The sequence below is a fragment of the Pseudomonas furukawaii genome (assembly GCF_002355475.1).
Lineage (GTDB): Bacteria > Pseudomonadota > Gammaproteobacteria > Pseudomonadales > Pseudomonadaceae > Metapseudomonas > Metapseudomonas furukawaii.
Genome location: NZ_AP014862.1, coordinates 6,098,438 through 6,111,299, shown reverse-complemented (window position 1 = coordinate 6,111,299; position 12,862 = coordinate 6,098,438). Strand labels below are relative to the sequence as shown.

Below are 12,862 nucleotides of genomic sequence, written 5' to 3'. Positions count from 1 at the left end.
GGCACCGGGGCTCCCGGTGCATCAACCCCGCAGCGCTTCCAGGCTCTGCCTCTGGCGTCCCTCGCCATCGAAGTTATCCACAGCCAGCCAGCGCTCGAAACCGGCACGAACCCCGGGCCATTCGCCATCGATGATGGAGAACCAGGCGGTGTCGCGGTTCTCGCCCTTGACGATCATGTGCTGGCGGAACAGCCCTTCGCACCGGAAACCCAGGCGCTCGGCGGCGCGCATGGAGCGGGTGTTGGCCGCGTTGCACTTCCATTCCAGGCGGCGGTAGCCCAGGTCGTCGAAGGCGTGCCGGGCCAGCAGCCAGACCGCCTCGGTGGAGCCGGGGGTGCGCTGCATGGGCTGGCCGAAGGCGATGTGGCCGATTTCGATGACGCCGTCCTTCGGCGTGATGCGCAGGTAGCTGAGCAGCCCGGTGGCGCGGCCGCTGGCCAGGTCCACCACCGCGTAGAACAGCGGGTCGCGGCTCGCGGCATTGGCGGCGAGCCAGGCCTCGAAGGGCGTGCGCTCGGCGAAGGGACCGTAGGGCAGGTAGTCCCAGAGGCGCGCATCGTGGCCGGGGCCCTGCAGGGCCTGCCAGAGGTCGTCGCCATGGCGGGCGGGGTCGAGGGCTTCCAGGCGCACGAAGCGGCCGGGCAGCGGGCTGTGGTCCGGCGTGGGGCGGGGTTGCCAGTGGCTGAGGTCGGTCATGGGGAGGCCTTCAGAGCAGTTTGCGGTACTGGAGGAAGCCGGAACGGTCGGCGATGCGGTCATAGAGCTGCATGGCGTCGGTGTTGGTCTCGTGGGTCAGCCAGTGCACCCGCGAGGCGCCATCGGCGCGGGCCCGGGCGTAGACATGTTCGATCAGGCCACGGCCGATGCCGCCCCCGCGCTGGCCTTCCTGCACATAGAGGTCCTGCAGGTAACAGTAGTCGCCGAGGGTCCAGCAGCTGCGGTGGTAGATGAAATGCACCAGGCCCACGGCGCGGTCGCCGTCCCAGGCCAGGGCGGCGTGCATGGGTTCGGCCGGGTCGAGGAAGCGTCGCCAGGTGATGGCGCTGGTGGCCTCGGCGATCTCGGTCTTGTAGAAGCGCTGGTAGCCCTGCCACAGCGGCAGCCAGGCGGCATGGTCGGCGGCGGAAACGGGGCGGATCTCGAGGCTCATGGGGCGTCCTTGTGGGTCAGGTGGTCGGGGTCAGGCGCGCGGCCAGTTCGCGGTCGCGGGGTTCGGCGGAGGTGGAAAGGCCTTCGCGCACCCCGGCCTGGTCGGCTGCGGAGCGGTTCTGGCCGAGCTTCCACTTGCCTTCCAGGCGGCGGATCGGCAAGGCGAAGCCGACGATGGCGCGGAGCATGCCGGCCAGGTAGTCGGCCGGCGCCTCGTCCACCGACCAGGGGCGGGCCTGGCGCGCTTCATGGCGATCGCTGAGGCGGCGCACCAGGGCCAGCAGGCGCTCGGGATCGTCGAACACCTCGGCCTGGCCCCAGGCGTGTACCGCGATGTAGTTCCAGGTGGGCACCACCTTGCCGTGCTCAGCCTTGGCCGGGTACCAGCCGGGGTGGATGTAGGCGTCCGGTCCGGAAAACACCACCAGCGCCTCGCTGCCCTCGGCCAGGTCGCGCCAGTGGGGGTTGGCCCGGGCGAAGTGGCCGTAGAGGGTGCCGAACTCCCCCTCCCCGGGGACCAGCAGCAGGGGCAGGTGGCTGGCCATCAAACCCTGGGCGCCGGCGCTGGTGAGCAGGGCGAGGCCGCTGGCGTCGATCTGGGCGTGGAGCTGGGCCAGGTCGTCCTGGCGGAAGGCGGCGGGGCAGTACATCGTCGATTCTCCTGGCGGAATGGCTTCATGCTAGGCAGGCTATTGGACTTGCGTAAGATCCATTTCCCGCCAGTTCAATGGAGCCAATCGAGGCCGACATGACCCCCACGCCGCCGTTGCCCGTCGACCTGTCCGGAATCCGCCTGGACCCGGCCCAGGGCCTTTCCCGCCAGCTCTACGAGGCCCTGCGCGAGCGCATCCTCGATGGCCGCCTGGCCAGCCGCACACGCCTGCCCGCCAGCCGCGACCTGGCGGCGCTGCTCGGCCTCTCGCGCAATACCGTGACCCGCGCCTTCGACCAGCTCTATGCCGAGGGCTACGTGGAAGGCCGGGTAGGCGATGGCACCTACGTGGCGGAGTTATCCACAAGCCCGCCAACCCCGCAGCCGGTGCCCTTGGGGCCCAAGCCGGGGCCGGCTCTGGCGCGGCTGGATCGGCACCACCTGCCGCTGCCGCCGGAGGGCGCGCCCCGGGCCTTTCGTATCGGGGTGCCGGCCTTCGACCTGTTTCCCTTCGAGACCTGGGCGCGGCTGTCGGCACGCTTCTGGCGCAAGCCGTCCCTGGCGCGCCTGGGCTATGGCGACCCGGCGGGGGATCGTGGCCTGCGGGAGCTGGTGGCCGCCTACCTGCGCAGCAGCCGGGGCCTGACCTGCGACGCGGAGCAGGTGGTGATCACCTGCGGCGCCCAGCAGGCCATCAGCCTCTGCGCCCAGTTGCTGGTGCAGCCGGGGGATCGCGTGGCTGTGGAAAACCCCGGCTATCGCGCCGCCGGCCATGCCTTCGCGGTGGCGGGCGCGCGGGTGAGCGGCGTGCCTGTGGATAACGAGGGGCTGGATTGCGCCGCCCTCTCGCGCCTGGAAGATTGCCGGCTGGCGTACCTGACGCCGTCCCACCAGTACCCCACCGGCGTGACCCTGTCCCTGGCGCGTCGGCTGGAGTTGCTGGAGTGGGCCGAGCGCCAGGACGGCTGGATCATCGAGGACGACTACGACGGCGAGTACCGTTACAGCGGTGTGCCCCTGGCGCCCCTGGCGTCCCTGGACCGGCAGGGGCGGGTGCTCTATGTCGGCACCTTCTGCAAGATCGCCTTTCCCGCGCTGCGCCTGGGCTACCTGGTCTTGCCGGCGGGCCTGGCGGAGGCCTTCGCCCGGCGCCGCGCCCTGGATATCCGCCATTCCGAGGTGGGCACCCAGGCGGTGATGGCGGAGTTCATCGCCGCCGGGCACTTCCAGCGGCACGTCCGCCGCATGCGCCAGGCGGCCCGCGCCCGGCGTGATGCCTTGCTGGCCCACTGGCCCGAGACGATACCCGGCTGCGCGCCGATGCCGGCGGTGGAGGCCGGGTTGCACCTGTGCATAAGTGTCGACGGCCTGGCGCGGGAACAGGCGCTGGTGAGCGCCGCCCGCGCTGCCGGTGTGGAAATGAACGGGCTCAGCGGCTATTGGCTGGAGGACAGCGCCGAGCCTGTGGATAACCGCGCGGGACTGGTGCTGGGCTTCGCCGCCGTGCCCGAGGCGGAGATCGCCGAGGCGGTGCGGGTGTTGCGGCGGGCCTGGCGTTTGTAGCGCGGTGCGCGGGGCGCACCCTACTGAGAGATTTCGCTAGTGCTGTGGCCGTCTTTCCGAATGCGGGCTTCCGTTGCTTACGCCAATTCCTACAGAAAAGGATGAGGATCGATTGAGATACGCGCCGGTTCGGCGACGTATTATCCGATTTCGCTGTGATCACGTTGTTGGCGTTCAGCTCCCGACTTACTGTCGCCGCCGGTGCTCAACACACCTCTCACAGCGGTATGCCGTCCCCGTAAACCTGGCGGTGTTCTGATTCGGCCGGGTAGCGCGCAGCCATACAAGACTCCGTTCACGGAGGAAAACTGCGGGCCGTCTGTGAGCGGTGTTGAAGTGCCTGGCCACCCTCTCAACAGGGGTGTCACTCAACGAACTCACAGGACTTATCCATGAACTCGTTACTTCCGGCTTCCGTCGCTTCGCACTTCAACTGGGGGGCTCGCCATGAATGAGCCGATCCTCCATCCCCGCATCTTTATCCGTCATCGCCGCCAGTTAAGGGCCTTCCTGCTGGACGATCAGGCCTGGTTCTGCGCGCGCGACCTGGGCCGGCTGATGAACCAGGTGCTGGAAGGGCGGGTGTGCAGCAACCTGGACCCCGACCAGTACCAGCAGGCCTGGTTTCGCGATGCCAAGGGCGAACTGGAGCAGGGGCTGCTGATCAGCGAGTCCGGGCTCTACGCCGCGCTGATCTACTACTTCCACCCCGAACACCGCAGCCTGCGTCGCTGGCTCACCCACGAGGTGGTGCTGGCACTGCGCAGTGAGTTCCGCGGCGACTCGGCCCAACCCAGGCGGCGTTCGCTGTGCGGCGACGGAACCCAGGTCAGCGTGCTGGAGTGGCAGGGGAGGCTCTGGGTGCCCTATGCCGAGCTGCCGAAGGTGGCGAACCTGCGCTAGCGAGGGTTATCCACAGTCGGACGAGACCGGCGGCCCGCTGCGGTGGTCCGTCGGTTATCCACAAGCAAAAAAAAGGATGGTCTGGCGACCATCCTTTGGAATGAGGGGCTGCGCCCCTCCTGGTGAGACTGTGCGGATCAGGCCTTCAGCGGCACGAGGCGCGGGGCGATCATGTTTTCCGGACGGAGGATGTCGGCCAGCATGGACTCGTCCAGCAGCTTCTCCTCGCGAACCAGTTCCAGCACGCCACGGCCACTTTCCAGGGCTTCCTTGGCGATACGGGTCGCGTTCTCGTAACCGATGTAGGGGTTCAGCGCGGTGATCAGGCCGATGGAGTTCTCCATCAGGCGGCGGCAGTGCTCTTCGTTGGCGGTGATGCCGTTGATGCAGTGCTCGCGCAGCATGTCCATGGCGCGCTGCAGCAGGCGGATCGAGTCGAAGATCTTGTAGGCGATCAGCGGCTCCATCACGTTCAGCTGCAACTGGCCGCCTTCGGCGGCGAGGGTCAGGGCCAGGTCGTTGCCGATGACTTCGAAGGCCACCTGGTTGACCGCTTCCGGGATCACCGGGTTGACCTTGCCCGGCATGATGGAGCTGCCCGGCTGGCGCGGCGGCAGGTTGATCTCGTTGATGCCGGTGCGCGGGCCGCTGGAGAGCAGGCGCAGGTCGTTGCAGATCTTCGACAGCTTGACCGCGGTGCGCTTGAGCATGCCGGAGAACAGCACGAAGGCGCCCATGTCGGAGGTGGCTTCGATCAGGTCGGCGGCGGGCGTGAGCGGCTGGCCGCTGATGGCGGCGAGGCGGTCCACGGCCAGTTGCTGGTAGCGCGGGTCGGCGTTGATGCCGGTGCCGATGGCGGTGCCGCCGAGGTTCACTTCGGTCAGCAGCTCGGGGGCCAGGCGGCGCAGGCGGTCGAGGTCTTCGCCCAGGGTGGTGGCGAAGGCCTTGAATTCCTGGCCCAGGGTCATGGGCACCGCGTCCTGCAGCTGGGTGCGGCCCATCTTGAGGACGCCGGCGAACTGCTCGCCCTTGGCGGCGAAGGACTGGATCAGGCTTTCGAGGCTGGCCAGCAGGGCGTCGTGGCCCAGCAGCAGGCCCAGGCGGATCGCGGTGGGGTAGGCGTCGTTGGTGGACTGCGCCATGTTCACGTCGTTGTTCGGGTGCAGGTACTTGTACTCACCCTTCGCCTTGCCCATGGCTTCGAGGGCGACGTTGGCGATCACCTCGTTGGCGTTCATGTTGGTGGAGGTGCCGGCACCGCCCTGGATCATGTCCACCACGAACTGGTCGTGGAATTCGCCACGGATCAGGCGGGCGCAGGCTTCGCTGATGGCGGCATGCTTCTCGGCGCTGAGGTGGCCCAGCTGCTGGTTGGCATCGGCGGCGGCCTGCTTGACCATGGCCAGGGCGATCACCAGCTTCGGGTAGTGCGACAGCGGTACGCCGGACAGGCGGAAGTTGTGCACGGCGCGCAGGGTCTGGATGCCGTAGTAGGCGTCGGCGGGGACTTCGAGGGTGCCGAGCAGGTCTTTTTCGATGCGGAAGGATGCAGCGGAGGACATGATGCGATTCATCTCTGGGAGAACACGGCCAGTGCCGCGATGCCCAATAATCTAGGCCTGGGGCCGTTTTTGGGCCAATGCTGTTATTCGCTGGGTCATGCACAATCGGCATAATGTCCGTGTGACGCGGGTTGCGTCGCAAGCGTGTGCACCAAAATCGAGCATTCTTTCGGACCTGTCTGATGAACCTGGAAACCAAATGGCTGGAGGACTTCGTCGCCCTGGCCAATACCCGCAGTTTTTCCCAGGCCGCCGAGCGGCGTTTCGTCACCCAGCCGGCCTTCAGCCGGCGCATCCGCAGCCTGGAGGCGGCCCTGGGGCTGACGCTGGTGAACCGCTCCCGCACGCCGATCGAGCTCACCGAGTCCGGCCAGCTGTTCCTGGTGACCGCGCGCAGCATGGTGGACCAGCTGGGGGAGGTGGTGCGCCACCTGCACCACCTGGAGGGGCAGCAGGGCGAGGTGCTGCAGTTCGCCGCCGCCCACTCCCTGGCGCTGGGCTACTTCCCGCAGTGGATCGCGCGGTTGCGCGCCGATGGCCTGAACATCGCCAGCCGCCTGATCGCCACCAACGTGGGGGAGGCGGTGCACTCCCTGCGGGAGGGCGCGTGCGACCTGATCCTGGCCTTCTACGACCCGGACGCGGCGCTGCAGATGGACCCGGAGATCTTCCCGTCCATGAGCCTGGGCCGTACCGAGATGCTGCCGGTGTGCGCGGTGGACGCGGAGGGAAAGCCGCTGTACGAGCTCGATAGCGGGCAGAGCGTGCCGCTGCTGGCCTACAGCGCGGGCGCCTTCCTCGGGCGCTCGGTGAACCTCCTGATCCGCCAGCGCGCCCTGCGGGCCACCACGGTGTACGAGACGGCCATGGCCGACAGCCTGAAGAACATGGCGCTGCAGGGCTTGGGGGTGGCCTGGGTGCCGCACTTCAGTGCCCAGTCGGAGCTGGCCCGGGGCGACCTGGTGGTCTGCGGCGGCAGCCACTGGCATGTGCCGCTGGAGATTCGCCTGTACCGCTGCGCGCTGGTGCGCAAGGCGGCGGTCCGCCTGCTCTGGCGCAAGCTGGAGGCGGGGGTCGGCGGGGAGGGTTGAGGGTGAGGGCGGCGCCGGTCGCTCGAAGGATTCTGCCCGCCCCGACACAAGGGCTCTCGCCCTGGAGCAGCGTTTCACCGCACCGTCCCGGGCGTTGGACGAGCGGTCATGGCAAATGCACGCCCCGCGCGGCTTTGCGTTATACTGCGCGGCCTTCGGCCGGCAGCGCGCCCCGCAGCTCGGCCCACATCGCAGACAAGCCACGCCATTGCGTGGCTTGTTGGTTTTTGGTCGCGCCACCCGGCGCACTTTGACGAGGCACAACGATGAGCGCACTGGTAGGCGTGATCATGGGCTCCAAGTCCGACTGGAGCACCCTCAGCCACACCGCCGAGATGCTGGACAAGCTGGGCATCCCCCATGAAGTGAAGGTGGTGTCGGCCCACCGCACTCCGGACCTGTTGTTCCAGTACGCCGAAGAGGCCGAAGGCCGCGGCATCGAGGTGATCATCGCCGGAGCCGGTGGGGCCGCCCACCTGCCGGGCATGTGCGCCGCCAAGACCCACCTGCCGGTGCTGGGCGTGCCGGTGCAGTCCTCCATGCTGTCGGGCGTGGACTCGCTGCTGTCCATCGTGCAGATGCCCGCCGGCATCCCGGTCGCGACCCTGGCCATCGGCAAGGCCGGCGCGGTGAACGCCGCCCTGCTGGCCGCCAGCATCCTCGGCGGCAAGTACCCGAAGTACCACGAGGCACTGAAGGACTTCCGCCGCACCCAGACCGAAACCGTTCTGGACAACCCGGACCCCCGTGAGGCCTGAGTGATGAAGATCGGCGTAATCGGCGGCGGCCAGCTGGGCCGCATGATGGCCCTGGCGGGCACTCCCCTGGGCATGAACTTCGCCTTCCTCGACCCCGCGCCGGACGCCTGCGCCCAGGCGCTCGGCGAGCACATCCGCGCCGACTACGGCGACCAGGACCACCTGCGCCAGCTGGCCGATGAAGTGGACCTGGTGACCTTCGAGTTCGAGAGCGTGCCGGCCGAGACCGTGGCCTTCCTCTCCCAGTTCGTGCCGGTCTATCCGAGCGCCGAGGCGCTGCGCATCGCCCGTGACCGCTGGTTCGAGAAGTCGATGTTCAAGGCGCTGGGCATCCCCACCCCCGAGTTCGCCGACATCCAGTCCCAGGCCGACCTGGATGCCGCCGTGGCCGCCATCGGCCTGCCGGCGGTGATGAAGACCCGCACCCTGGGCTACGACGGCAAGGGCCAGAAGGTCCTGCGCAAGCCCGAGGACGTGGCCGGCGCCTTCGCCGAGCTGGGCAGCGTGCCCTGCATCCTGGAAGGCTTCGTGCCCTTCACCGGCGAAGTCTCCCTGGTGGCGGTGCGCGCCCGCGACGGCGAGACCCGCTTCTACCCGCTGGTCCACAACACCCACGAGAACGGCATCCTGCGCCTGTCCGTCGCCAGCACCGATCACCCGCTGCAGGCCCTGGCCGAGGACTATGTCGGCCGCGTGCTGCGTGAGCTCGACTACGTCGGCGTGCTGGCCTTCGAATTCTTCGAGGTGGACGGTGGCCTGAAGGCCAACGAGATCGCCCCGCGCGTGCACAACTCCGGGCACTGGACCATCGAAGGCGCCGAGTGCAGCCAGTTCGAGAACCACCTGCGCGCCGTGGCCGGCCTGCCCCTGGGCCCCACCGCCAAGGTGGGCGAGAGCGCCATGCTGAACTTCATCGGCGAGGTTCCGCCCGTGGACAAGGTGATCGCCGTCGCCGATTGCCACCTGCACCACTACGGCAAGGCCTTCAAGGCCGGCCGCAAGGTGGGCCACGCCACCCTGCGCTGCGCCGACCGCGCCACCCTCGATCGCCAGATCGCCGCGGTGGAAGCGCTGATCGCCAAGCCCTGACCGGCAAACGGCCGCCCCGCAACGGGGCGGTCATGGCGCGGCGCCGCGACGCCATCTAGTCTCAGGCGTGTCCCACACAGCGGAGGACCTGCCATGGGCATCATCGGTACCATTCTGATCGGGCTGATCGTCGGCCTGATCGCACGCTTCATCAAACCCGGCGACGACAGCATGGGCTGGATCATGACCATTCTGGTGGGGGTCGGTGGTTCCCTCGCCGCCACATATGGCGGCCAGGCACTGGGGATCTACCAGGCCGGTCAGGCCGCCGGGTTCATCGGCGCGGTGGTGGGCGCGGTGATCCTGCTGGTGGTGCTGTCATTCCTGAAGAAGGGCTGAGCGCGGTACTTCGTCGCCAGCGCTGGGCACGGTCGGACGCGGGCGCTAGTCTTGGCGCCTGTTGTCCACCCCATATCCCGAGTGCCCCATGCGCCGCTTCGCCTGCCTGCTCCTGCTGTTCTGCTGCACCCTGGCCCGCGCCGAACTTCCTGAAACCGACTGGCTGGAGCTGATGCCTCCCGAGGACCGCAAGGCCCTGGAGGAGATGCCCGACATCAGCCACGACACCCCGGAGGCGGAGGGCAACTTCGGCCAGCAGGGTGGCCTCAAGCAGCAGGACAGGAACCTGCCGGCGGTGATGTATTCGGCGAAGACCGTCGCCGCCCTGGATGGCAAGACGATCCATATCGGCGGCTATCCGGTGCCCCTGGAAACCGATGCCAAGGGCCGCAGCACGCTGTTCTTCCTGGTGCCTTACCCGGGCGCCTGCATCCATGTGCCGCCGCCGCCGCCGAATCAGATCGTGCTGGTGCGTTACCCCAGGGGCATCCCGCTCGACGACATCTACGCCCCGCTCTGGGTGGACGGCACCCTCAGGGTGGAGCAGGTCAGCAACGACCTGGCCGATGCGGCCTACGCCCTGGATGCCGCCAGCGTGCGGCTGGTGGAGGAGGGCGACCTCTGATTCGCCAGTGCCCCGGCTAGAGGGGCGCGCTGGCGATCCGCACCGTCATCCGCTGCTCTTCGCCGGCGCCGAGGCGCAGCACGTCGTCCATCACCCGCGCCGTCTCGATGCAGAGCATCCCTGTCCAGGCGTCCTCGGCGAACTGCGACAGGCGCCTGGCCTTGTCGATCCAGGGGTTCCACACCACGGCGGAGGACGAACCCTCCACGTCCAGCTGGATCCGGCGCTTCCAGGCGCGGTCGAGGATGCTCATGCGCGGCGGCGTTCCCAGGTAGATACGGTCGGTTTCGCCGCTGAAGGTGATAGTTCCCTGCTGCTGGCGCTGCTGCCAGTCGTCCAGGGTCTCGATGTAGCGGCAGCCGTCCAGGCCTTCCACCTCCACCTCGCGAATGTCGCCGACGGCGAAGTAGCTGTGCAGCGCCTGGCTGATGGCCAGCGGGGTGTCGCCGATGTTGTGGCTGGTGAGGCTCAGCTGCAGGGCGTCGTCCAGGCGGATGTCCAGGCGCAGCCTGGCTGCGTGGGGCCAGTCCGCGTGCGGCGGATTGCGGCTGTCGAGGGCGAAGGCCAGGTGGACGGCGGCGCCGTCGGTGTCGATGTTCAGCAGCTCCCAGTCCAGTTCGCGCACCAGGCCGTGGGCCGGGGCGATGGGGCCGCCTTCGTGCATGGCCTGGACCGGCGCCGGGTTGCGTCGCAGGTCGCCGAACCAGGGCCAGCAGACGGGCACGCCGCCGCGCACCGCCTTGCCTTTCTGGTAGGCAGCCTGGTCGCTGAGCCAGATCAGCGGCGGCTCGCCGTCGCGCTGGTAGCCGAGGACCTGGGCCCCTTGCTGGGCCACCTGCAATTCGGCGCTGTCGGTGCGGACTCGCCAACAGGTGAGTTCGTCGAGTTCGATGCGTTCAACCTGGGGACTGGACATCTGGAATTCCTCCGTGGGGCATGGCGTCCATTGGAGCGCGCCAGGGCGGTTTTTCCAAGGGCTGGACGCGAGGCGCCCGTCAGGGACGGGCGCCTGGTGGGCGCATCAGCCGCCGTAGAGTTGCTCCGGCAGCCAGGTGATCAGCTGCGGGAACAGGTAGGCGATCACCAGCATCAGCACCTGGATGAGGATGAAGGGCACCACGCCCCGGTACATGGTGCTGGTGGGCACCGAGGAGGGCGTCACGCCGCGCAGGTAGAACAGCGAGAAGCCGAAGGGCGGGGTGAGGAAGGAGGTCTGCAGGTTGAGGGCGATCATCACCCCGAGCCAGACCGGGTCCAGGCCCATGGCCAGCAGCACCGGGCCGACGATGGGCACCACCACGAAGATGATCTCGATGAAGTCGAGGATGAAGCCCAGCAGGAAGATCACCAGCATCACCACGAAGAAGGCGCCGAGCGCCCCGCCGGGGAGCATCGCGAACATGTCCTCGATCAGCACCTCGCCGCCGAAGCCGCGGAACACCAGGGAGAACAGCGAGGCACCGATGAGGATCAGGAACACCATGGAGGTGATCTCGGTGGTGCCGAAGGCCACGTCGCGCAACTGGGTCAGGTTGAGTTGGCCCTTGGCCAGGGCCAGCAGCATGGCGCCCACGGCGCCCAGCGCGGCGGCCTCGGTGGGGGTGGCGATACCCGCGAGGATGGAGCCGAGCACTGCGGCAATCAGCACCAGCGGCGGGATCAGCGCCTTGGCCAGCTTGCCCCACTCGATGGGACCCAGTTCTTCCTGGGGCAGGGCCGGGAGCTTCTTCGGCTGCAGGATGGCCACGCCCACCAGGTAGAGGATGTACAGGCCCACCAGCACCAGGCCGGGGATCAGCGCGCCGACGAAGAGGTCGCCCACCGAGACGGTCTTCGGCGAGAAGATGCCCATCTTCAGCTGGGCCTGCTGGTAGGCGCTGGACATCACGTCGCCCAGCAGCACCAGGATGATGGAGGGCGGGATGATCTGCCCCAGGGTGCCGGTGGCGGCGAGGGTGCCGGTGGCGATGGCCGGGTCGTAGCCGCGACGCAGCATGGTGGGCAGCGCCAGCAGGCCCATGGTCACCACGGTGGCGCCGACGATGCCGGTGCTGGCGGCCAGCAGGGCGCCCACCACGCAGACGGAAATCGCCAGGCCGCCGCGCAGGGTGCCGAACAGGCGCGACATGGACTCCAGCAGGTCCTCCGCCACGCGACTCTTCTCCAGCATCACGCCCATGAACACGAACAGCGGCACGGCGAGCATGGTCTGGTTGTTCATGATGCCGAAGATGCGGTTCGGCAGGGCGTGGAGGAAGCTGGGGTCGAAGGTGCCGGTGAGCACGCCGATGCCGGCGAAGATCAGCGCCATGCCGCCCAGGGTGAAGGCCACCGGGTAGCCGGCCATCAGCGCCAGGCAGATGCTGATGAAGAGGAGGATCGCCATGACCTCAGCCATGCTTCACCTCCTCGGTTTCCTCGACGATCCGCCCGCTGGCCAGGTAGCCGCACTTGATCATGATCGACAGGCCCTGCAGCAGCAGCCCCACCACCAGCACCAGGATGATGGTCTTCTGCAGGTACACCAGCGGCAGGCCGCCGGACTCGCTGGAGCGCTCCAGGGTCGACCAGGCGGCGGTGACGTAGTCCCAGCTGTTCCAGCCAAGGAAGAGGCACACCGGGATAAGGAAGAGCAGGGTGCCCAGCAGGTCCACCAGGGCGCGACGGCGACCGGAGAACTTCTGGTAGAAGATGTCGACGCGGACATGGGCGTTGCGGTGCAGGGTCCAGGCGGCGGCGCCCATGAATACCAGGGCGTGGGCGTACATCACCGACTCCTGCAGGGCGATGGCGCCGATGCCGAAGCCGTAGCGCAGTATCACCACGATGGCGGTGCCGAGCACCAGGAAGAGGGTGAGCCAGGCGCAGGCCTGGCCGAATCGGGCGTTGAGCGCATCGATCAGATGCGCGACGCCCAGCAAGGCGGGTGTCTTTGCGGTCATTGCAGGTCCTTGTCGTTATTGGAGGAGGGACGAGACGTTGCCTTTCTAGCAGCTCGGCAAAAGCTTGCACAGGACGCTACAACTTTAGTCCAGCGGACTAGGCTGGAGGCTGCTCTGGCGCTTTTATTCAGGCAATCTGTGGGGCGTCATGCACGACCCGCAACGACCACAACAAGAACAAGGAGATTC

Annotated in this window: 14 protein-coding genes; 7 read left to right on the top strand and 7 right to left on the bottom strand. The window is 68.1% G+C overall.

Annotated elements, in window-relative coordinates:
* Window positions 1–21 precede the first annotated feature (21 nt).
* From KF707C_RS28280 to KF707C_RS28270, 3 genes are read right to left on the bottom strand one after another with little or no spacing between them, the layout of a single operon-like run.
* Window positions 22–696, bottom strand: coding sequence for a GNAT family N-acetyltransferase (locus KF707C_RS28280; protein WP_003457879.1), 675 nt, complete (start codon window positions 694–696; stop codon window positions 22–24).
* Window positions 697–706: 10 nt separating this feature from the next.
* Entirely contained in the window at window positions 707–1,150 is a 444-nt protein-coding gene (locus KF707C_RS28275) for a GNAT family N-acetyltransferase (RefSeq protein ID WP_003457878.1), read from the bottom strand.
* 16 nt (window positions 1,151–1,166) lie between these two features.
* A complete protein-coding gene (locus tag KF707C_RS28270; RefSeq protein WP_003457875.1) occupies window positions 1,167–1,799 on the bottom strand; it encodes an FMN-binding negative transcriptional regulator in 633 nt (210 codons plus the stop codon).
* 98 nt (window positions 1,800–1,897) lie between these two features.
* Between KF707C_RS28270 and pdxR the strand changes: the two genes are divergently transcribed.
* Both pdxR and KF707C_RS28260 read left to right on the top strand, forming a co-directional pair.
* Window positions 1,898–3,364 carry a MocR-like pyridoxine biosynthesis transcription factor PdxR gene (pdxR, locus tag KF707C_RS28265; protein WP_003457873.1) on the top strand — a complete coding sequence of 489 codons (1,467 nt, stop codon included), beginning with the start codon at window positions 1,898–1,900 and terminating at the stop codon, window positions 3,362–3,364.
* Between the two features lie 447 nt (window positions 3,365–3,811).
* Window positions 3,812–4,267: a BRO-N domain-containing protein gene (locus tag KF707C_RS28260; RefSeq protein WP_003457871.1), complete on the top strand. Its 456-nt coding sequence runs from the start codon at window positions 3,812–3,814 to the stop codon at window positions 4,265–4,267.
* A gap of 137 nt (window positions 4,268–4,404) precedes the next feature.
* Here the strand turns inward: KF707C_RS28260 and KF707C_RS28255 are convergent, their stop codons facing one another.
* Complete coding sequence (locus KF707C_RS28255; protein ID WP_003457869.1) at window positions 4,405–5,829, bottom strand: aspartate ammonia-lyase; 1,425 nt, start codon at window positions 5,827–5,829, stop codon at window positions 4,405–4,407.
* Between the two features lie 182 nt (window positions 5,830–6,011).
* Between KF707C_RS28255 and KF707C_RS28250 the strand changes: the two genes are divergently transcribed.
* The 5 genes from KF707C_RS28250 (at window position 6,012) to KF707C_RS28230 (ending at window position 9,731) form a co-directional block, all read left to right on the top strand.
* The gene (locus KF707C_RS28250; RefSeq protein WP_003457868.1) at window positions 6,012–6,920 is read left to right on the top strand and encodes a LysR substrate-binding domain-containing protein; all 909 of its coding nucleotides are present in this window, start codon (window positions 6,012–6,014) and stop codon (window positions 6,918–6,920) included.
* A gap of 266 nt (window positions 6,921–7,186) precedes the next feature.
* Window positions 7,187–7,678: a 5-(carboxyamino)imidazole ribonucleotide mutase gene (purE, locus tag KF707C_RS28245; RefSeq protein WP_003457865.1), complete on the top strand. Its 492-nt coding sequence runs from the start codon at window positions 7,187–7,189 to the stop codon at window positions 7,676–7,678.
* 3 nt (window positions 7,679–7,681) lie between these two features.
* Window positions 7,682–8,767 (top strand): 5-(carboxyamino)imidazole ribonucleotide synthase, encoded by a 1,086-nt coding sequence (locus KF707C_RS28240; protein ID WP_036994605.1) that lies wholly within the window; start codon window positions 7,682–7,684, stop codon window positions 8,765–8,767.
* Window positions 8,768–8,860: 93 nt separating this feature from the next.
* Entirely contained in the window at window positions 8,861–9,106 is a 246-nt protein-coding gene (locus KF707C_RS28235; RefSeq protein WP_003457861.1) for a GlsB/YeaQ/YmgE family stress response membrane protein, read from the top strand.
* A gap of 88 nt (window positions 9,107–9,194) precedes the next feature.
* A complete protein-coding gene (locus KF707C_RS28230; RefSeq protein WP_003457859.1) occupies window positions 9,195–9,731 on the top strand; it encodes a DUF3299 domain-containing protein in 537 nt (178 codons plus the stop codon).
* Window positions 9,732–9,747: 16 nt separating this feature from the next.
* Here the strand turns inward: KF707C_RS28230 and KF707C_RS28225 are convergent, their stop codons facing one another.
* The 3 genes from KF707C_RS28225 to KF707C_RS28215 form a co-directional block, all read right to left on the bottom strand.
* Window positions 9,748–10,647 (bottom strand): D-hexose-6-phosphate mutarotase, encoded by a 900-nt coding sequence (locus KF707C_RS28225; protein WP_003457858.1) that lies wholly within the window; start codon window positions 10,645–10,647, stop codon window positions 9,748–9,750.
* Window positions 10,648–10,752: 105 nt separating this feature from the next.
* Window positions 10,753–12,129, bottom strand: a complete 1,377-nt coding sequence (locus KF707C_RS28220; RefSeq protein WP_003457855.1) for a TRAP transporter large permease — start codon at window positions 12,127–12,129, stop codon at window positions 10,753–10,755.
* Window positions 12,122–12,673: a TRAP transporter small permease subunit gene (locus tag KF707C_RS28215; RefSeq protein WP_003457852.1), complete on the bottom strand. Its 552-nt coding sequence runs from the start codon at window positions 12,671–12,673 to the stop codon at window positions 12,122–12,124. The genes KF707C_RS28220 and KF707C_RS28215 overlap by 8 nt, the downstream gene beginning before the upstream one ends.
* Window positions 12,674–12,862 lie beyond the last annotated feature (189 nt).

What these genes read in the sequence shown, in the direction of transcription:
- KF707C_RS28280 (WP_003457879.1), bottom strand. Translation starts at nt 696, where the DNA reads ATGACCGACCTCAGCCACTGGCAACCCCGCCCCACGCCGGACCACAGC.
- KF707C_RS28275 (WP_003457878.1), bottom strand. Translation starts at nt 1,150, where the DNA reads ATGAGCCTCGAGATCCGCCCCGTTTCCGCCGCCGACCATGCCGCCTGG.
- KF707C_RS28270 (WP_003457875.1), bottom strand. Translation starts at nt 1,799, where the DNA reads ATGTACTGCCCCGCCGCCTTCCGCCAGGACGACCTGGCCCAGCTCCAC.
- pdxR (WP_003457873.1), top strand. Translation starts at nt 1,898, where the DNA reads ATGACCCCCACGCCGCCGTTGCCCGTCGACCTGTCCGGAATCCGCCTG.
- KF707C_RS28260 (WP_003457871.1), top strand. Translation starts at nt 3,812, where the DNA reads ATGAATGAGCCGATCCTCCATCCCCGCATCTTTATCCGTCATCGCCGC.
- KF707C_RS28255 (WP_003457869.1), bottom strand. Translation starts at nt 5,829, where the DNA reads ATGTCCTCCGCTGCATCCTTCCGCATCGAAAAAGACCTGCTCGGCACC.
- KF707C_RS28250 (WP_003457868.1), top strand. Translation starts at nt 6,012, where the DNA reads ATGAACCTGGAAACCAAATGGCTGGAGGACTTCGTCGCCCTGGCCAAT.
- purE (WP_003457865.1), top strand. Translation starts at nt 7,187, where the DNA reads ATGAGCGCACTGGTAGGCGTGATCATGGGCTCCAAGTCCGACTGGAGC.
- KF707C_RS28240 (WP_036994605.1), top strand. Translation starts at nt 7,682, where the DNA reads ATGAAGATCGGCGTAATCGGCGGCGGCCAGCTGGGCCGCATGATGGCC.
- KF707C_RS28235 (WP_003457861.1), top strand. Translation starts at nt 8,861, where the DNA reads ATGGGCATCATCGGTACCATTCTGATCGGGCTGATCGTCGGCCTGATC.
- KF707C_RS28230 (WP_003457859.1), top strand. Translation starts at nt 9,195, where the DNA reads ATGCGCCGCTTCGCCTGCCTGCTCCTGCTGTTCTGCTGCACCCTGGCC.
- KF707C_RS28225 (WP_003457858.1), bottom strand. Translation starts at nt 10,647, where the DNA reads ATGTCCAGTCCCCAGGTTGAACGCATCGAACTCGACGAACTCACCTGT.
- KF707C_RS28220 (WP_003457855.1), bottom strand. Translation starts at nt 12,129, where the DNA reads ATGGCTGAGGTCATGGCGATCCTCCTCTTCATCAGCATCTGCCTGGCG.
- KF707C_RS28215 (WP_003457852.1), bottom strand. Translation starts at nt 12,673, where the DNA reads ATGACCGCAAAGACACCCGCCTTGCTGGGCGTCGCGCATCTGATCGAT.